Here is a 19,661-nt window from a genome sequence, read left to right as displayed (position 1 = left end):
CATATTAGAGAAATAATCGGATTTTCGAAAAGGGAAATTGGATTAAAGAAAGGTTTTGGAGGATATTATTTTGAAATTAATGCGAATGTGTTTTTCTGCCCTGCTCCTCATCTCTTTGCTCGCATTCCCCGCATCTGCCACGGAAGGACCGTATAAAAACCTTGGTCCGCAAGTTCAATATGTCAATGTGATCCGCGGTGAAGCCGGGATGGACCAGTACGGACGTCCGCTTTACTATGCCCTTCTACAGGGAGAACCTGCAAAGCTCGTGGTCATTGATTTGCAATCCAAACAAGTAGTGGATATGGAAACATTGGAGGGTGCGACTGCAGCGTGGTCCATTGAAGTGGATTCCAACCGACAAGTATGGATTGGTTCAACACCGAATGAGCAACTCTACCGGTACAATCCCGAAACAAGGGAGCTATCAGACTTAGGGAAAGCCTCTGCCCCTAGGGGATCGAATACGACCATTTGGGATTTAACTTACGATACGAAAAACAACCGTATTTTCGGTGTGACTTCCTATGGCGGAACGGTCTTTACATACAGTGATGACGATGGCTTTGACAGCCTGGGTGTCGTTATGAATGGGCGGCGTTATGCCAGAAGTGTAGAGTACGATGAAGAGCAGAATACGCTCTATGTCGGTCTTGGCTCACCGGCTGCTCTAATTAAATGGAATCTGAATACGAATGAGAAAACAGATATTCTTCCGGAGGATTTTAAATCCGCTGCTTCTGTATATGATCTGGATTTATCCGGAGGAAAAGTATATGCCAAAATGGAAAACAAAAGTGCGCTCCTTGTCCTGAATCAGGAAACGGATATGCTGGAGCATGTTCTGCCGGCTGATTCCAGAGGGGTGTCTCCTGCATGGAACAATCAGACCGTTTTCTACAGCTCGAAAGGCAAGCTGTTTGAATTTAATCCGGCAGATGGAAGCAGCCGGGAGACGAATGGATCAGTAGCTTCCTCCAGTGCTGTATCCCTGGATATTTTAAATGTGAACGGGCAGCCGCAGGTTGTTGGTCTGGCAGGTAATGCAGGCCGTTTCTACCAGTACAATCTGCTGGATAACCGTTCCTCCACGTCCTCCCTTAAGCTTCCTGCACAGCCGGTAGAAATTTACAATGTGGGCAAAGGCGTGAATGGGAACATTTACAGTTCGGGGTTCATCTCCGGACGACTGGGTATTTATAATCCGAGAACTGAAACAACTCAAATGTTCGAAGGACTTGGGCAAGTGGAAGATATGACCTCCTTAAAAGAGAAAATGTTCTTTGGGGTTTATCCAAATGGACTCGTGTATGAATATGATACACAGCAGGCCTGGAATGCCGGTTCCAATCCGAAGAAAATTATGGACCTTGGGGCAAGCGGTCAGGACCGGCCGAATGCACTTGCTGCAGATGAAGGGAAGAACCGGTTATATGCCGGAACTGTTCCGAAGCGCGGAGAAAAAGCCGGAATGTTCCTTGTATATGATGGGGGCAGTCAATCTGTTGCTCATGAGGAAACATTGCCTGATGATCAAAGCGCGTCATCTATGACGTTTAATCAAGCAGCTAATACGCTATACCTTGGAACAAGTGCATACGATGGAAGCGGGAATCTATCTCCAAAAAGCGCGAAGCTGTACGCCATTGATACGAATAGTTCGTCTTTTGCGAAAAGAGAAATTGAGCTGCCTGGCGGATATGCCATCAAAATATCTGCGCTTAAAATGACAAATGATGGAAGACTTTGGGGAATCGTGGATAACAAACTGCTTGTGTACGATCCGGAAAAGGGGATGCCAAGTCTCTATCCGATTACTCCAAACCAGATTGAAGGGATGTACAGAAACGAAAGTCTTGTCATTCATCCTTCCGGAGATCTGTATGGAACATTCCAGGGCATGCTCTTTAAAGTTGATACAAAAACCCTGGAAATTACATGTTACAGCGAAGGCAATGTGTTTCACTTAGCGGGTGATCAGGAAGGGAACCTTTATTTTAATAAAAGATCAAATCTCTGGAAAATTAATCCGAATGATCTGACAGCTGAGCATGTATATAATCCGAAAGAGCTCAAAATACCAAATATCTCAACAGAGGATTCTCCTTTCCCTGTCGCAAGGGTTTATTCAAGACAGTCTCTTCTCATGTACAAGAAGGAAGGGAATTCGATGGTGCCCGTTAAAGAAGTTCCGAAAGGGGCATTCTACCGGGTTTATGGAACGTATAAAAGCTATTACCATGTTGGGAATGGCTACTACTTCTATAATGAACCGCATAGAATTTCCACTTATATTGGACGGGTTTTTACTCTTGGAGAGGCAGAGATGCTAAAGCCGGATGGGTCATTCCACAGAATGATCAAGCCGGACGAAGAAATCCGGGTATACAACTATGATAATGAGAAGTACGACGTTGGTAATGGCTATACAATCATGAAGAACAGTGATGTGACGTATAAGGTTGGGATAGCCAACTTAAAGGCAGATTCAATGATGTTCCGATACGGCTCCGTTATTCCGGAAATGAAGATTTATGACGGCGAGGAATATGTCGTTTACAATATAGACGGCAATAAGCTTGATATCGGAAACGGCTTCTATTTAGAGTTTAATAAAGGAACAATGGAATTTACTAAGAACTAAAGTTAAATCCGGGAAGGAGTTCCCGGATTTTTTCTTTTTTCCTAAATACATCGGACGGCGATTGAAGTCAAGTCTGGAATTGACTTCTTTTAATGATAGATTGTTAGAGAGATAGAATAACCTGAAAGGAACGAGAGTGTGAAAAAATTAATTTTTATGATTGCTGTATTTGTTATGTTTGCCAGTTTCCCTGTAATGGAAAAGAGAGCATCTGCCGCTTCGTTTTCTGTGAATGCCAATCAGGTATACTCGTATGACGTCATGAAAAAGGACCTGGAAGCGCTCGCTGCCAGCTACCCTCAATTGATTCACTATAAGTCAGTGGGGAAATCTGAATACGGACGGGAGCTCTATGCCGTATCCGTTGGGAAAGGTCCTGCCAGCGTTTTTGTAAACGGTTCCCATCATGCAAGAGAGTGGATGACGACCACTCTTACGATGAAAATGATGGAGCAGTATGCGAAGGCTTATTACGGAAACACGTCTATCAATGGGCTTCCGGCCAAATCCATCCTGGATCAGACGACCATCTGGTTTATGCCGATGGTAAATCCCGATGGTGTATCCCTTCAGCAGTACGGAGTGAAATCTCTCCCTGCATCGAGCCAGTCCTCTGTTTTGAAAATGAATGGAGGGCGTAGTGATTTTAAGCACTGGAAGGCAAATGCCAAAGGAGTTGACCTCAACCGCCAGTATGATGCGAAATGGTCAACGATTACACTGAATCCCGGAAAACCGGCTTCTGAGAATTTCAAAGGGTACAGCCCCGCTTCATCAGCTGAGACAAAAGCGGTTCTCCAGTTTGTAAAAGGGATCAATCCCGACATGTCGCTTAGCTATCATTCAAGCGGACAAATTCTCTTTTGGAACTTTTATCAAACCGGTGCCAGATATACAAGAGACGAGAATTATGCGAAGCAGCTGGGCCGGATGACTGGCTACCGTCTCGTTTATCCGGGCCCGAATCCTTCAGGTGGAGGGTTTACGGATTGGTTCCTGCTTTCTTATAAACGTCCGGCCTTCACACTTGAAATCTCGCCTTTTGTAGGGGATACGAGTGTTCCTCTGAAAAATTTCAGCAAAGTATGGGAAGAAAATAAAGATGTAGGTCTTTACGCAGCAAAAGAGGGGTATAAGCTTTATCAGCAGCGTGCCGGTTCAGCATATGATCAGCAGCTGGCACAAGTAAACAGCTATCTGCAATCGAGTCTGCGGTTAAAACCATATTATACCGAGAACATCAAGTCGCAGGCTTATGTATATGTTTCTTCTTCTATGAAGAAGCTTTACGATCAATCCGATTACGAAATGAAAAAAGCCGAACAGCTCGCTTCCGGATTGCCCGCCTACTATAAAGATAAGGCTGCTCCGTCTATTAACCGGGCTAAACAAATCCGTTTGCAGGCCGCCCGTTTTATTGATGCGGTCAAAACAGGGGATCTTCTCAATAAAGAGAGGGGTGACCTTCAGAGCTTCATAAGCGAGGGCACTCTGACAGATGAAACGGCACAAGCTTATGATGAGCTTTCCCTGCAGCTCAAAAAAGAAGAAGCGGGGATTGGAAAGGTCTACTCTGATCAGGTAAGAAGATTATTTGGACAGAAATACCTCGTTCCCGCAAAAATCACAAAGGAAACAGTGATCTATGAGATTTCCCGCTACAGATTGCTGCAGGAAATCAAAAATCTAAAAGCTCAAGGGACGGATCCATCTGTAATCAACGAGAAATTCGCATTATACGACCGGCTTAAAGAAAGATCTTCCGCGGTAAAAAAAGCAGGAAACCAGTTGTATCCAGGAAAATACCCGGATTTGCCGCAATTTGAAACAGTCCTGAAACAATTCGAAAAATCAATAAGATAGGTTTGGAAAAGAGGAGGTCTTTTGACCTTCTCTTTTTGTAACAGCCAGCTTAAGACTAGGTTCTGAAAGTAGCTATTTATATGGGTTTCGGTTAAAAAACTTGCTGAAAAATGACATAATTAATCATAATATCACTTTATTGTAATATTAATGTAACATTACGGAATTATGTAATAGAACTGTTATACTACTTCCAACCTCCGTCATGTATACTAATCTTGTGCCAAAGGAGGAAGAACATGAAGAAACCGATTATTGCACTTGGATTAGCAACATCTCTATTATTCAGTTCGTATCTACCAGCCAACGATGCAAAAGCTGCATCTACTTCATTCGAAACTAATATCATAAATATAAGCAAACAATACATAGGCGTACCATATAAATGGGGTGGAACCACTCCTGCAGGATTTGACTGTTCCGGCTTTATCAACTATGTGTTCAACAAAACAGGAATTTCCATGCCTCGTACAGCAGATGGCATGTACAATTCCAGCAGCATGGAGAAGGTATCCAGCAAAGAAGTGGGCGATATCGTCTTTTTCAGAACGATGGACAAGCCGACCATTTCCCATGCGGGAATCTACATTGGAAGCAACCAGTTTATCCACGCATCTTCATCAAAGGGTGTGACAATCAGCTCCCTGAGTGAGAGGTACTGGAGCAATGCATACGTTAGCACAAAAAGACATTCTATGCTCGGAAGCGTAATGGCTGCTGAAGCGGAAAACTATGCAGAATCCGCTAAAGACCTGTGGAACAATCTTCAGGCAAAATACTCTTCATCTTCAAAAATTAGCGGTTTGGATTCTTCTTTAATCGGGGAATACAATAGGTTAAAAGCAAAAAGCAAGGATGCCAGTTTCACAGATTACATGACCCGCTCTGCTTGGATGATTGATTCAGTTAAAAACGGCCTTGCACTTGAGAAGCAAACCAATGAATTCACTTCCAAGCTAATTGAAGGACAGCGCCTTGATGCTGAAACAAATAAATTGTATGACGATTTGTCTTATAATATCGGCAAAACAGAACGCGTTATCGGAAAAATGTACGGTGCTTCTAACCGCAAAGTGTTCAATGACCGCTTTATTACCCAGGCAAAAATTGCGCGCGAAACATCCAAATATGAGGTATCCATGTATCGTCTCATGAACGATATTGACAGCCTTATTGCAAAGGGATCTGTAAAAACGGCGATTGAACATTTTGAAATGCTGTCCAGACTCGAAGCACGTGCTTCTAAAATTAAAGCAGACGGAAATGCTCTGCACGCTGGCGGCTACCACAGCCTTTCTCAAATCAATGCACAGCTGAAAGAGCGCAAACAGGCGCTGAAAGCAAAACTAAAACTATAATTCTCTAAAAGCAGATGCTCATTACAGAGCCTCTGCTTTTTTATCTTTTTCTACTATTGGTAATTATTACATGATAGAATGGTAGGAGAAACTTTAGGGGGTAAATGGAGTGAAAAAATTAGCAACAGCTGCACTGGCCGCTTCTTTGTTATTGGCACCAGGTGGAGTGCGTGCTGAAACAACGTCATGTGTAAACCTTGATGCGATGGCTGCGAAAAAATTGTTAACCGATACTGCTAATCGATACGGGGTTCCTGCTGAAATTGTAAAGGGAATAGCTGCCTCAGAAAGCGCAGGATTTAAGCAATGCAATCAGGATGGTACTCCCATCATTTCTCGTGATGGAGGAATTGGGATGATGCAAATTACGCTAAACCCAGGAGAACATTTAGAGATAGACCGGGAACGCTTAAAAACCGATGCTGCGTACAATGTAGACCAAGGGGTTAAAATCCTTAAAGAGAAGTACAGTTTTGATAAAAGTCCAACAATTGTCAATCAATCTATGGATAGTCTAGAGCACTGGTATTTTGCAGTACGCAATTATAACGGAAACACGGCCTCAAATGACCCGACAAAAAATCCCGGCGGGACCTATCAGGAGAGAGTGTACCGATCTGTCCAGCCCGATACAACGCCTTTCCCTCTGGAAAATTACAATTCCAACTGGAAACCAGGGGATCAGCCGATGCAGTGGGCGTATGGGTATACTCCGACAATGAGTAATTTGCAAGCGGGAGATCAGGTTTTAACGAATGATTCAGCTTCCAAGCTAAGAGATACACCTTCAACTGGAGTGGGATCTAAAGTTATTGGAACCTTCACTGAAAATTCAGTTGTAACGATTAAGAGTTCTGTTAAATACGAAGATCCTAGTGTGAGTAACCTTTTCATATTTTATCAAGTCGAAGTAAACGGCAAAAAAGGATACATGGCATCTTCCGTATTAAAGCCGCTAAGAATTGAAAACTCAAATCCAATCGCTGCTCAAGAACCGGTTAACATCCCGGACGGTAAGGTGAAAATCTTATTAAATACTCCAATATATAATTTGGTGAACGGACAAATGAAGCCTGGCAGGACGGCAACCAATAAAGAAGCGCTGCGCGTTTACGGCACCAAGGGAATCTACTACCATGTCGGCGGCAGTGATTATGTAAAACATGATCCCGCTAAAACAAAAATGCTGATTGGTGTGGCGCTAAGCAACGATAAAGCCCGTAAACCAATAGGCTTTATCACAGAGGACCATTATTCAACGATTACATTGGATAATGGAAAAGAGCTGGATAAGAAAAACATCGGCGGGATGGTTATGGGCTATGTGAAACTAAAAAGCCCCGTGACCCTGACGAATGGAAGTTCAAAGTTAGCTTTAAAAGCAAATACATGGTACAGAGTCTACACCATCTCCGGCCGTTCTTATGACGTTGGAGGAGGCTATTCTGTCGCGAAATCATCAGGTAACGAATACTCTCCTGTATTCGGCGGTAAATAAGAAAGAAGGTGACCTCAAATCTTGAGGTCACCTTCTTTTAATTCGGCACAACATTCCTCACAAACGGTATCATTTGCAGCACTCTAGTAATCACAAAGCTAATTGCAATGGTTAATAAGGCCATAAAAGGAATGCCGACAATCGGAGTGAAAGAAAAAGCATCCAATTCAAAGTATTTTTTTAATACGAGAAAGACGAACGGATGGACGAGGTAAATCCCCATACTTGCCTGATTGAACGGTTTCAGGACGCGATAGGACCCAGCCGGGTTGATCCGCTCCTGCAGCTCTTTGAAGAACAGGAAGAACGCCGCTGACATAAAGACCACCGATACGTTCAGGTAATGATAGAAGAATCCGTCGAACGTGCCGTTGTTTTTCTCGGTCATTTCCGGTGTAGCGAATACCGTAATGCATAGCCCTGCAACGCCAATCAAATAAATGCCCCACTTCGATAAACGGTTAAAGGAGTACTTAAACAAGTAATAGCCTAAAACAAAGTAGCCTATGTACCCGCTTGCCGGGAATGCTTCAAATCCCATTTTTACTTGATAAAATTTGGCGATTAAGCTGAACACGCTTGTGCATACAAACCATAAAACCAGAAACAATTCGATGTTTCTTCTTGATGCATTTGCGATATACACCTTCAAGATTGGTGTGATGGCATACAGCCCGATAATGACATATAAAAACCAGAGGTGGTAATAGACATTATCGGACAGAATCGCTTTAAATGCCGCTTCCGGATTTTTCTCCATATCATCCATCTTCATTTTGACCAGGATATAAAAGCAGCTCCATGCGATAAAAGGAATCAGCACTTTCGCTGAACGTTTTTTGAAGAAAACGCCGGCGGATTCCTGTTTTCCGGGGTTCAGCATAAGAGCTCCGCTCATCATAAAGAAAATTGGAACGCACCATCTCGTCACCGAATCAAATATATGGCCAGTCCACCAATCATTCGCGGGAATTTTTCCATATTCATAAAGAAGCGGTGCAGCCGCATGAAGCACGACCACGCTGATGGTTGCGAGCACTCGAAGCCAGTCGAAATAATAAATTCTCTGCTTGGTCAAATCGATCACCTGCTTATTCAAATAGTGTAACCATTTACATTTTACAGCCTGTCCTTAATTATAAGGGTAGTTGACTGTGAATGAAAGCCTCTCCGGCTGTAAATGATTGCATGGAAGAAGGAGCGGGAAGTAATGGTATAATGACAATAGATTGATAGAATTGGAGGAACAGGCATGCAAGGATGGAAATGGCTGTCATTAATTATTTTAACTGCGATCCTTATAGGCCGCCCGGCTTCCGGACTCGCTTCCGAAACGAATACGTCCGCGAAACAGGAAGGCGAAAAGCTAAAAGTGGATACGGCTTATTTTCAAGAGCTGATTAAAAGCGGAGATCTTTATTTAATGAACGACGCTTATGATAGTTTTACGAACCAAATAGCGATAACGGAAAAGGCAATCGGAAAAATGAGCGGCAAAACCGCAAGAAATCAATTCCTGGCTCAATACATAAGACCGGCAAAAATAGCGAAGGAAAGAGTCCTGTATGAAGTATCCGAATACCGGCTGATTTATAAAATTGGCATGAGCCAGACAAGAGGAGCAGTCGGGAATACAGAAATCGCAAAACTTTCAAGACTCTCACAGCGGGCTGCAGCCATTAAAGCTGCCGGGAAGTATCCGGCTATTCCTTCCGTGACAGGAAACTATCTAAAGGCAATGGAAGCGAAACTGAAAGCAAAAAAGTTTGTTTCCTATGATGCAAAGAGTCCCGGAGCAGACACGCTTGAGTATGAGGTATTTTTAATTACAAATTTTGAACGGGTCAAAAATAAACTGCCGATTTACACGCTGAATACAAAGATTTCCGGTGTAGCGAGGAAAAAATCAGGAGATATGTTCAGCAGAAATTATTTTGACCATACTTCTCCGACGTACGGTTCGCCGTTTGACATGATGGCCCGTTACGGGGTTGCGTACCGCTATGCGGGAGAAAACATTGCGAAGGGCTATACAGGCGCTCATGATGTAGTAGAGGGCTGGATGAACAGTCCGGGCCACCGCGCTAATATCCTGAAAAAAGAATTTGTTCAAATAGGAACAGGTTATAAATCGACCTATTGGACACAAATGTTTACAGATTGAAAAAACCGCCGTATCATCGGCGGTTTTTTTTGTGAGTAAATAGTCCCTTTTATGTATCTTTGGGAATGTTACAAAAGTTACGTAAATCAGTCAATTTTTTACATCAAATTCACCACAAATTTACAATCTTTAAAATAGAATTAAACTTCCTTAATATAACGGGAATATAATTACTCTTGTTATGAGATAGTTGGGAAAATATGAGGAGGTGACCAAGTATTAGGAGGGACCCAATTCAGCCAAAAGTAACAAGAAAATTGGAGGTAAAATGGATGAGACGCGAATTGACTAGCCTAGTGATTGCTTCTGCTGTATTGACTGGCAGTGCATTTACCCCTGTTGCAATAAATGGAGCACAGGCAGCAAGTGTAACCCAAAAGATTGGAAATGAATCTGTATTCGTAAACGGAAAACAGAAAATGGTTCACTCAAGCATCGCTGGGAAAGCAAAGCTTCACTCTGTCAGCGACTTAGCTAAAGCATTCTCTGCAAAAGTCATGTATGACAAAAAGTCGCAATATTTTGTCGTTACCAAAGGCAGCGGGAAAGAAATGAAAACGCTGAAAGTTAAATCCGGATCCAATGTTGCACTCGTTAACGGAAAGAAAATGAAACTAGAAAATCCGCCTACGATGGTAGGAAAAACACTCTTCATGGCAGCGAAGAATTTCGTCCATGCGTTAGGCGGAGATCTATTAATAGACGCTAATCTATTAATATCCGAAAAAGGAATGTTTAAAACGTCTGCATCCAAGATGAATGTAGAGGGCAAGCTTCACACAGCCAGTACTTTGCGCGTAAACGGCAAATACCTTTACTCTGTTCAGGACATTGCAAAGGCTTACTCAGCAAAGGTGATGGTGAAGGGTACAGCTGTGACACTTCAAAAAGGTTCACAAACTGCTACTTTTAAAATTTACCAAAATATTATAACAGCTAATGGAGAAACTGTCAATCTTAGGGCATATCCAGTGTCTGTAAAAGGTGTTGTTTACGCAGATCTGATGGATATGGTAAAAGCGCTGGGCGGACAGATGGAGAAAACGGAAGATGGAAGCTACATGCTTTTCGCTTCTAAACTTCTTGCCGGTGATACGTTCAATCCAACATGGGTCGGATCAAACGTCATGGTATCAAACGAAGATGAAAATGCATCCCGCACATACATTGTAGACGTGAATACCCGTACACTTGTAAAGGCCATTAACGCCACGGATGTTGCGGTATCTCCAGATGGAAACTACGCAATCCATTCTGATGAAACAGGAATTATTACACTTATCGATCTATCAGCAGGCACTTCCAGATACGTAAGCTTAGATGATGACATCAAGGTTGAATTCGTATGGGCAGCTGACGGGAAAAGGGCTTACTTCATCAAAGGCGAAAAGAACGACAAGATCTTCTCTGTTGATGTTGCAACGGGGGAACTGAAAGAAGTTCCATCCGACAAGAACATCTATAAAACAGACCTGAAACTTTCTGCTGACGGGACAAAACTTCTTTACGTCATGGGCTTGGAAGCGAAAACGGAAACAACCGATACAGCTGACGGCGGTACAGACGTCACAGACATTAAAACCGATGGCTCTGAACCACAGATTTATACAATTGATTTAAAGGCTGAAAAACCAGCAGCTGCAGCTCTTACAGCAACGAAAGATAACAAAGTGTATGCAGATTTTCTGAAAGATGGCAGCATCGTGTACTTAAGTGCGATGGCTGAATCCGATGATATGCCGGTTCTGACGATGATCCGCCCTGATAACAGTGTTGCCCAGCTTGTAAAGGACAAAGACATTACCTTTATTACGGTAACTTCAGAAGGTAAGTTGATGTTCATTGCAGCTGAAAATAATATGTCTGTTATTTACGAAGTTAATCCGTCCGACATGAAATTGACGAAGGTTGCTTCTACACCGCTTGAAATTACTTCTTTGGCCGTTTCTAAAAACGGACAGGTTGCCGCAACAGCTCCTGGTCTTTACGGCGAAAGACTGGTTGTCTGGAAAAACGGAAGCTTTGAAATTGTAACAAAATAAACTTTTCAGGAGATGAATGAAATGAATAAAATGACATTGGCAAAACGCGTATCCACCCTTACTTTAGCTGCAGTGGTATCTGTAGGCTTCACTTTCGGCGCAACAGCAGCAAATGCTGCATCTGTTAAAGGAAAAGTAGTTGTAGCAGGTTCTACAGCACTTCTTCCCCTAACTTCCCAGGCAGCAAAAGAATTCAAAAAATCAAATCCTAAAGTATCTGTATCCGTATCCGGTTCTTCTTCAATTGCAGGCCCTCAGTCTGTATCAAAAGGAAGCTCCACAATCGGTGCATGTGACTGGGATGCGACTAAAGCGGTTCCTGGATTCAATGCATTCAAAGGTTTGACAGCTTACAAAGTAGCGGTTATTCCTTTCGCAACAATCGTACACAAATCAAATTCAGTGAAAAACCTGTCTACTGCTCAGCTTCAAGGAATCTTCTCTGGTAAAATCACGAACTGGAAGCAAGTTGGCGGTAAAAACGAAGAGATCGTTGTTGTAAACCGTAAATCCGGTTCCGGTACTCGTGTAAACTACCAGGCGAAAGCTCTTAAAGGCAAAAGCTTTATGACAAAAGGGAACTATAAAGAAGTAGGGAAAAGTGGAGAAATGACAACAGCTGTTTCTTCTAATCCAAATGCAATCGGTTATGTGGACCTTGCTTATGTTAAAGGAAACATCAAACCTCTTTCTTACAATGGCGTTGCTGCAACTACTGCAAACGTAAAAAGCAAAAAGTACCCTGTATACGGTGTTGGCTACTTCCTGACTAAAGGTTCTGCATCTGGTGCAAACAAAGCGTTCATCTCTTACGTACAAAGCTCTAAGTTCCAAAACGGTTCATTGAAAAAGCTTAAATTCCTTCCATACAAAGGATTCTAATTACCGGTTAGCAAAGAATTCACTCATTGTAACAGGACTTTCATAATTTCTGCAGTGGTGTGCGGAGCTTGTGAGCTTATAGTCCGAAAGCTAAATACCTTGCTTTATCTCCCTTTCAAATAGTAGGAGCCAGCTCTTCACCGGGCTGGCTTTGCATAATCATGGAGGTCCACCAAATGGCGAAGCTTGAACAGGACATTATGACACCGCCTGTGGAAATCAGCAAACAGGCCGTATCAACAAAAACGAAATATGCAAAAAACAAAGCGTTCTATATATTCACTTTAGGAAGTGCCCTTCTCCTAGGAGTCGTTCTTATCTCCATTATTTTATTTATCGGCAAAACAGGGCTTCAAGTATTTAAGGACGTATCTCCCATGGAATTTTTCTTCTCTTTCACCTGGGATCCGTATGCGGAAAAATACGGTGCCGCTGTTTTTATTCTTGGAACGCTCTCATTAACAGGACTTACCCTGATCCTTGCGGGTCCCATTTCTTTAGCTTTAGCCGTTTTTACAGTAGAAGTAGCCCCGGACTGGCTTAAGCGTATCCTCCGTCCGCTGCTGGATCTGCTTGTCGGAATTCCGTCAATCGTTTATGGATATCTTGGATTGACGATCCTTGTCCCCTTCATCCGGAGTGCAACAGGTGCGTTAGTCGGAGATGGGCTTCTTGCAGCTGCCATTGTTCTTACCATCATGGTACTCCCGACCATTACCCGAATTAGTGATGATGCGATTGCCGCGGTTCCGACCGAATTGAGAGAAGCGAGCTATGCGATGGGAAGTACCCGGCTTCAGACCATTTTCCGTGTCATTTTGCCGGCTGCAAGTCCAGGTATCTTAACAGCCGTCATTCTAGGTATGGCTCGGGCAATTGGTGAAACGATGGCTGTCGTTATGGTTATCGGAAACACCGCACAGCTGCCAACGGATTTGTACACGCCTACCGCAGTTCTCACTACAACCATCGTCAACCAGATCATTGATGTAGAGTTTGGCTCGGCATGGAACAATGCGCTCTATATGATGGCGTTCTTACTATTAATTATTTCTACCATCATGATCCTGATTATCCGCCGGATTAGGACGAAAGGGGCGTAACAAAGATGAACCAGAAAGTTAATTTTCCTGAAAAAAAATCAAGATACATGCTGGACTCCATCCTGACAGGATTCTTATGGGGCATGGCAGCGGTTGTGGTCCTCACAATTGTGGCGCTGCTGTTCATGATTTTGGCTAAGGGTCTTCCAATCCTGACACCTGACTTCTTGGTTAAGCTGCCCGACGAAATTCTTGCCGGCGGAGGGGTTGGTCCTTTTCTATTCAACTCCGTGTACGTTTTAATCATCGCCATGATCATTTCCCTGCCGATCGGAGTCGGTGCGGGAATTTACCTTGCGGAATATGCACCCGTTTCTAAGTTAACGGAGTTTATCCGGACATGTGTAGAGAGCCTGGCATCTGTTCCATCGGTAGTATTTGGACTTTTTGGATATGTTTTATTCGTTGATATTTTTGACATAGGCTTAACGATCCTTGGAGCGGGAATTGCCCTGTCGCTCCTGAATCTCCCTGTCATAACAAGGGTGACGGAGGAAGCGATCACTTCTGTACCGGGTGAGCTCCGTGAAGCTTCCCTGGCCATGGGAGCTACGAAAGCGACAACGATTGTCAAAATCGTGATTCCGGCAGCGATGCCGGGAATTTTAACCGGAATCAGCCTCGCTGCCTGCCGTGCGTTTGGTGAATCAGCTGTCATCTTGCTGGCGGGAGGAACCGGAACGTCCGGAAACATGTGGGACTTTAATCCGCTCTCCCAAGGCGGAACCCTACCTGTTCATCTATGGTACGTCCAGTCAGAGGCGCTTGTTGAAGACGCTGTCCAAATAGCGGATAAATCCGCAGCCGTGCTTGTTATCATCGTTCTGCTGATCAGTCTGGTCATGCGAATCCCGCTTTGGATGCGGAATTACAGCTTGAGACAGAGACGATAAGCTAAGAAGGAAAACTCCCAAAGCCTTGTGGCTTTGGGAGTTTTTTATGTGTGAATCGAGCAATTTGGTTTGCACTGACCCCCGCTTCTCTACCGAACTAAACCTCCGTCCCCACTGCTCGCATGCCCTTGCCCCTCAGCACTTCTGGTAATTCTTACTCCATCCCCCACTTCGCTACCGTGCTGAGGGTCAGTGCATTGCACTGACCCTCACTCTGCTAAAGGACTAAACCTCCGTCCCCTCCTAATGGCAGCCGTTCTGCCTTAGCGGATAGGAAGTGTTGAGCTTTGACCCCCTGTTCGCTAAAGGAATGGGGGTCAGTGCAAAAGGTCAACCCCTTAACAAAAACCGACACCAATCAATACAACAAAACATTATCCCAACATCCCTAATACAAAAAAACAGAGACCCTGTATCAGAGTCTCTGCCGTCATCCAATTCCTCACCCCTGGGGCGGATAGACGCGCCAGCTGGTGAAATCGGGGTTTTCTTTTTTTACCATTTCCTTTGGGAAGACGAAGCTCCAAGGCTTGCTTGTGTTGCCTTTGACTTCCAGTGATTCGGTTTTGAAGACACCGGCTGCGACGATGTCGCCGGCAGCATCTTCCACGGTTAGCGGAACTTGTTCGAGTTTTATGTTGTTTAGGCTTCCGTTTCGAATCAGCAGGGAAATTTTCAGGTCGCCTGCTGGATTGAGAGATGCCTCAAGGCCCATCATGTTGAGTTCGTTCGCTCCCATTGGCGGCATGTTTTGAACCATTTGTTCCAGGCGCTTTGTCTGCTCTGGTGTGAGACCTTCTTTCCACGAAGGGTCCAGGTCAAGGACATGTTCATTTTTCTTTTTCAATTCAAATGCAATGGTCCAGTTTCCGCTCGGAATGTCTTTTCCTTCTAAGAGTGTGTCGACTCCGAAAATAAACCGCCATGGACGGGCTGTATTTGGGGGCAGTTCTCCGAAACGTTCCATATCGAACGTTTCGCGGGCAACGACTTCTTGGTTTTCATCCAGCAGAAGCAGCTGAAGCATTTCAAACTGAATGGGCTTGCTGACTGTGCTTCTTATTAGGGAAGTGATGGAAAAGAATTCTTCGTATGCTTCAAGCTTAACTCCGGCGATCGAAAGCTGGCTTTCTTCAAGCGGGTCAAGCTGAAGCAGATGATATTGATACACATAAAATTCCTGCTTGCTTACCTCCCAGGAAGGATGGAAAGATAGCGCGGTTTGCGCTGCTGTGTTTGCTGTCATGACTGGATTTCCTCCATTTCCTGAGTGCTTGGGAGAATATATTGAATTTTGGCGAATACGGCATGGCGGTATTCTTTTAGCATCTCTTCAAAAGAATGATGGGCTTCAAGCTGGAATAGACGGTAAGGATCCTCCTGGCCATATGAACGGAGGTGAATTCCTTCCTTTAGCTCATCCATCACATCCAGGTGGGCAATCCATCCTTGATCCAATAAGGAAAGGGAGAAGCTTCGCGCCTGCTGGGCCATGCCCTCATCCTCATCGACATTGTTTAAAGCAAGAAGGTAGACATTCACATCTTTTTCAAGCATGTCCTCCATGTCTTCCCGTTCTTTTCCTGTTAAAGCATCGGCATCAATGGTTAGAGGAAGGATGGATTGTAGTTTCTGATAAAGCGTTTGAACATCCCATTCATCCGGCGTCTGATTTTCAGGGCACATTTCATCGATGGTTTCCTGATAAACGGTTCTGAATTGCTCGATTAAAGAAGGTGCCAGCTCTGTACTTTCAAGCAGGCTGTTCCGGATTCCGTACACCGCTTTCCGCTGCTGGTCCAAGTGATCTTCAAGCTTCAGCAAATGCACCCGGCCTGAGAAGTGTGAATTCTCAATCGTTTCTTGTACCTTATCCATAAACTTTCGAGGGTCCGGACTGATGACAAGGCCGTTTTCATCGGCCTTCATTTTCTTCATCCATTTTTCAAGCTCTTCATCGTCATACTGATTCAGCAGATCATCCTCAAGTGACACGATAAATTGCGAAGAACCTGGATCACCCTGGCGTCCTGCACGGCCCCGCAGCTGCATGTCAACGCGTTCGCTTTCATGGCGTTCTGTACCAATGATGTGAAGGCCGCCGAGCTTGGCTACTCCTTCTCCGAGAAGGATATCCGTTCCGCGGCCGGCCATGTTGGTAGAAATCGTTACCTGGCCCTGCTGTCCGGCAAGGGAGATGAGTTTCGCTTCCTGTTCTTCGGTTTTGGCATTGAGCAGCTGATGGGTGACACCTGCTTTCTTCAAATACGCAGAAAGCAATTCAGACTGATGGATCGACGTGGTTCCGATTAAAACCGGGCGCCCGGTTTTGTTCATTTCTTTCACTTCATCCGCAATGCGCTTGTATTTCTGGTTGAGCGTCTGGTAGATGAGATCAGGCTCGTCTTTTCTGCGCTTCGGACGGTTTGTCGGGATTTCGACAACATCCAAATAGTAGATATCCATAAATTCTTTTTGGGCAGGAATGGCGCTTCCGGTCATTCCTGATAGTATCGTATACATTCTAAAATAATTTTGGACGGTGACCGTTGCCTGTGTCACATTTTCTTCATTGATCGTCAGGCCTTCTTTCGCCTCGATTGCCTGATGAAGCCCGTGGCTAAGGTTGCGGCCGTCCATAACCCGTCCTGTAAAAGCATCAACAAGCTCGACTTTTCCTTCTTTTACTATGTAATCAACATCCCGTCTCAGGATAAATTCAGCCTGCAGGGATTGATTCACATAATGGAAAAGGATTTGGTGGTCTGCTGAATACAGGTTGTCGATTCCGAACGTGTTCTCTAGCCGTTCGATTCCTTTTTCCGTTAAATGAACTTGGCGGGAAGGAAGGTCCACCTCGATTTCTTCGCCTTTTTTAAATGATTTTACAACCATAGACGTAATTTCAAACAGTTCGATTGAAGCCCCTGATTTGTTCGCGATAATCAGAGGGGTTCTCGCTTCGTCGATCAGGATACTGTCGATTTCATCAAGGATGGCAAATGCCTGTCCTCTTTGCACCTTTTCAGAAGCCTGAGTCACCATATGGTCGCGCAGGTAATCGAATCCGAATTCATTTCCTGTTCCGTAGGTGATGTCACACTGGTACGCGTGCTTCTTTTCTTCCGTATCCATTTCGGATAAGTTCAAGCCGACTTCGAGTCCCAGAAAACGGTGAATTTTTCCGATTAGCTCATAGTCGCGCTTTGCAAGGTATTCATTTGACGTGATGACGTGAACACCTTTCCCTTGGAGGGCAAATAGAAAGCTTGGCAGGGAGGCGACGAGCGTTTTTCCTTCACCTGTCTGCATTTGTGCTATTTTTCCTTCGGATAAAACGAGGCCGCCGATCAGCTGGACATCGTAATGGCGCTGTTTAATGGTACGCATGGCTGCTTCCCGGACCATGGCAAATGCGTGAGGGCGGATATCTTCCATCGATTTTCCGTTTTGGAGGGATTCTTTAAGGGCAGAGGTTTTATGGCGAAGCTGCTCATCGGTCATGCTTTTATATGTGTCTTCTAATGCATTGATTTTCTCTACTATTTTATGAAGCTTCTTGATCTGATTTTTCGATTTGAGCCCCATGTATTTTTCATAAATAATTGACATCTTGGACGCGCTCCCACTTTGAAGTTTCCTTTCAGACTGTGCTGCCTGATGAACCATTTTTTACGTTTCTCTTCCTATTAAACATGCACATTATAACATAATCCCGGAAATTCTTTGGGTTAATTTGAAAAAAATGCATAGGAAAGGTTTTCATCCCTTCTCTGAACTGTTTTCATTTCATGGCACATGTGATATTGTGTACTAGGTGGAAATTTATCTGTTTGACAATGGGAGATAAAGATGATTTTTCACAGGCAAAATGGCAGGCAGAGAGTAAGCAGAATGAAACAAGGTCATGTTAAACGTAACACGGTTTTAACAATTGTATGACGTTCGACGGTCTCTGACAAAAATCTGCTCTATTGTGCTAAAATGAATAAGATTGAGTAAAAGCTGGGCCGACCCTGATTGAGGATTCAAAACCAGTCATCGACGGTACTGAAATTAGAATATGCTAAGGAGAAGATACTGTATGAAAGTGCCTATGTTAGATCTTTCCGAACAATATACCAATTTGCGGGACGAAATGCTGAAAGCACTGGATGACGTGATGACATCTACACGTTTTATCCTGGGAAGCAATGTGAAAAAATTGGAGACTGACGTAGCTGAATTCAGTAACGTACCATATGCAGTAGGCGTAGCCAACGGCAGTGATGCTATACATATTTCTTTACAGGCTTGCGGCGTAACAGCAGGCGACGAAGTCATTACGACTCCGTTCACGTTTTTTGCAACGGCAGGCGCGATTGCCCGCTGTGGAGCAACCCCTGTATTCGTTGATATTGATCCGGTCACATTCAATATTAACCCGGAGCTGATTGAAGAAAAAATCACTCCTAAAACAAAAGCGATAATCCCTGTTCACCTATACGGACAAATGGCTGAAATGGATCGCATTATGGAAATTGCGGACAAGCACGGCATTTTTGTCGTAGAAGATGCAGCTCAGGCAATCGGTGCTACTTATAAAGGAAAGCACACAGGGGAGTATGGCCATACGGCTACATACAGCTTCTTCCCGACGAAAAACCTTGGCGCTTACGGCGATGCCGGTATGATCGTAACGAAGCATGAGGACCTTGCTGAAAAAATGAGCGTCATCCGCGTTCACGGAAGCAAGCCGAAATATTATCACCACGTGCTGGGATATAACAGCCGTCTTGATGAAATGCAGGCCGCGATTCTTAATGTGAAATTCCCTCATCTGAATGAGTGGAGCGAAAAACGCCGTGCACGCGCAGACATTTATACGGCACTTCTTAAAAACAAGCTTCAGGATAAAGTTGTTACACCAATCGAGGTAAGCGACCGCTATCACGTGTTCCACCAGTACACAATCCGTGTTGAGCGACGCGATGAGCTTCAGCAGTATTTGCAGGAGCAAGGCGTAGCAACGATGATTTACTATCCGCTTCCATTGAATGTTCAGCCTGTATTTGCTGAACTTGGCTACAAAGAAGGGGACTTCCCTGAGTCTGACAAGGCTGCAAGAGAAGCGATTTCCCTTCCAATGTTCCCTGAGCTGACACAGGAACAGCAGGAATATGTCGTGGAATGCATCGAAAAATTTTATAACTAAAACGCTATAAGTCGCCTTTT

At 44.2% G+C, this 19,661-nt stretch carries 13 protein-coding genes; 10 read left to right on the top strand and 3 right to left on the bottom strand.

From position 1 onward, the window contains the following. Window positions 1–70: 70 nt before the first annotated feature. The 4 genes from CEF21_RS20630 (at window position 71) to CEF21_RS20615 (ending at window position 7,363) form a co-directional block, all read left to right on the top strand. Complete coding sequence (locus CEF21_RS20630; RefSeq protein ID WP_123919660.1) at window positions 71–2,644, top strand: ligand-binding sensor domain-containing protein; 2,574 nt, start codon at window positions 71–73, stop codon at window positions 2,642–2,644. A 138-nt stretch (window positions 2,645–2,782) separates the two neighbouring features. Next, window positions 2,783–4,507 carry a M14 family zinc carboxypeptidase gene (locus tag CEF21_RS20625; protein ID WP_241156729.1) on the top strand — a complete coding sequence of 575 codons (1,725 nt, stop codon included), beginning with the start codon at window positions 2,783–2,785 and terminating at the stop codon, window positions 4,505–4,507. Between the two features lie 239 nt (window positions 4,508–4,746). Then, a complete protein-coding gene (locus CEF21_RS21755) occupies window positions 4,747–5,865 on the top strand; it encodes an NlpC/P60 family protein (RefSeq protein WP_123919658.1) in 1,119 nt (372 codons plus the stop codon). A gap of 109 nt (window positions 5,866–5,974) precedes the next feature. Beyond that, window positions 5,975–7,363 carry a transglycosylase SLT domain-containing protein gene (locus CEF21_RS20615; protein ID WP_123919656.1) on the top strand — a complete coding sequence of 463 codons (1,389 nt, stop codon included), beginning with the start codon at window positions 5,975–5,977 and terminating at the stop codon, window positions 7,361–7,363. 37 nt (window positions 7,364–7,400) lie between these two features. Here the strand turns inward: CEF21_RS20615 and CEF21_RS20610 are convergent, their stop codons facing one another. Further along, entirely contained in the window at window positions 7,401–8,441 is a 1,041-nt protein-coding gene (locus tag CEF21_RS20610; RefSeq protein WP_164462266.1) for an acyltransferase, read from the bottom strand. Between the two features lie 174 nt (window positions 8,442–8,615). On the opposite strand from CEF21_RS20610, the gene CEF21_RS20605 reads away from it, so the two are divergent. The 5 genes from CEF21_RS20605 (at window position 8,616) to pstA (ending at window position 14,447) form a co-directional block, all read left to right on the top strand. Further along, window positions 8,616–9,527 (top strand): CAP domain-containing protein, encoded by a 912-nt coding sequence (locus CEF21_RS20605; protein ID WP_241156728.1) that lies wholly within the window; start codon window positions 8,616–8,618, stop codon window positions 9,525–9,527. 272 nt (window positions 9,528–9,799) lie between these two features. Then, the gene (locus CEF21_RS20600) at window positions 9,800–11,569 is read left to right on the top strand and encodes a stalk domain-containing protein (RefSeq protein WP_123919652.1); all 1,770 of its coding nucleotides are present in this window, start codon (window positions 9,800–9,802) and stop codon (window positions 11,567–11,569) included. A gap of 30 nt (window positions 11,570–11,599) precedes the next feature. Further along, window positions 11,600–12,451 (top strand): phosphate ABC transporter substrate-binding protein, encoded by an 852-nt coding sequence (locus tag CEF21_RS20595; RefSeq protein WP_206427828.1) that lies wholly within the window; start codon window positions 11,600–11,602, stop codon window positions 12,449–12,451. Window positions 12,452–12,627: 176 nt separating this feature from the next. Next, on the top strand, window positions 12,628–13,554 hold the full coding sequence (gene pstC, locus CEF21_RS20590) for a phosphate ABC transporter permease subunit PstC (protein WP_123919648.1): 927 nt from the start codon (window positions 12,628–12,630) through the stop codon (window positions 13,552–13,554). Between the two features lie 5 nt (window positions 13,555–13,559). Next, a complete protein-coding gene (pstA, locus tag CEF21_RS20585; RefSeq protein ID WP_123919646.1) occupies window positions 13,560–14,447 on the top strand; it encodes a phosphate ABC transporter permease PstA in 888 nt (295 codons plus the stop codon). Between the two features lie 442 nt (window positions 14,448–14,889). On the opposite strand, the gene CEF21_RS20580 is transcribed toward pstA, so the two are convergent. Beyond that, entirely contained in the window at window positions 14,890–15,693 is an 804-nt protein-coding gene (locus tag CEF21_RS20580) for an accessory Sec system S-layer assembly protein (protein ID WP_123919644.1), read from the bottom strand. Beyond that, the gene (gene secA2 / locus CEF21_RS20575; RefSeq protein ID WP_164462265.1) at window positions 15,690–18,059 is read right to left on the bottom strand and encodes an accessory Sec system translocase SecA2; all 2,370 of its coding nucleotides are present in this window, start codon (window positions 18,057–18,059) and stop codon (window positions 15,690–15,692) included. The genes CEF21_RS20580 and secA2 overlap by 4 nt, the downstream gene beginning before the upstream one ends. Window positions 18,060–18,531: 472 nt before the next feature. Here secA2 and CEF21_RS20570 point away from each other — a divergent pair, with 472 nt between their 5' ends. Then, window positions 18,532–19,641: a DegT/DnrJ/EryC1/StrS family aminotransferase gene (locus tag CEF21_RS20570; protein WP_123919640.1), complete on the top strand. Its 1,110-nt coding sequence runs from the start codon at window positions 18,532–18,534 to the stop codon at window positions 19,639–19,641. The last annotated feature ends 20 nt before the right edge of the window (window positions 19,642–19,661 follow it).

The organism is Bacillus sp. FJAT-42376 (genome assembly GCF_003816055.1).
In the GTDB taxonomy this organism is placed as follows: domain Bacteria; phylum Bacillota; class Bacilli; order Bacillales; family Bacillaceae; genus Metabacillus_B.
Note: the sequence above shows the minus strand (reverse complement) of the source record. Positions and strands in the feature narration are given on the sequence as shown.

Bases quoted from the DNA above. Each gene is read 5' to 3' on its own strand.
- pstC (WP_123919648.1), top strand. From the start codon at position 12,628: ATGGCGAAGCTTGAACAGGACATTATGACACCGCCTGTGGAAATCAGC.
- CEF21_RS20595 (WP_206427828.1), top strand. From the start codon at position 11,600: ATGACATTGGCAAAACGCGTATCCACCCTTACTTTAGCTGCAGTGGTA.
- secA2 (WP_164462265.1), bottom strand. From the start codon at position 18,059: ATGTCAATTATTTATGAAAAATACATGGGGCTCAAATCGAAAAATCAG.
- CEF21_RS21755 (WP_123919658.1), top strand. From the start codon at position 4,747: ATGAAGAAACCGATTATTGCACTTGGATTAGCAACATCTCTATTATTC.
- CEF21_RS20570 (WP_123919640.1), top strand. From the start codon at position 18,532: ATGAAAGTGCCTATGTTAGATCTTTCCGAACAATATACCAATTTGCGG.
- CEF21_RS20580 (WP_123919644.1), bottom strand. From the start codon at position 15,693: ATGACAGCAAACACAGCAGCGCAAACCGCGCTATCTTTCCATCCTTCC.
- CEF21_RS20600 (WP_123919652.1), top strand. From the start codon at position 9,800: ATGAGACGCGAATTGACTAGCCTAGTGATTGCTTCTGCTGTATTGACT.
- CEF21_RS20605 (WP_241156728.1), top strand. From the start codon at position 8,616: ATGCAAGGATGGAAATGGCTGTCATTAATTATTTTAACTGCGATCCTT.
- pstA (WP_123919646.1), top strand. From the start codon at position 13,560: ATGAACCAGAAAGTTAATTTTCCTGAAAAAAAATCAAGATACATGCTG.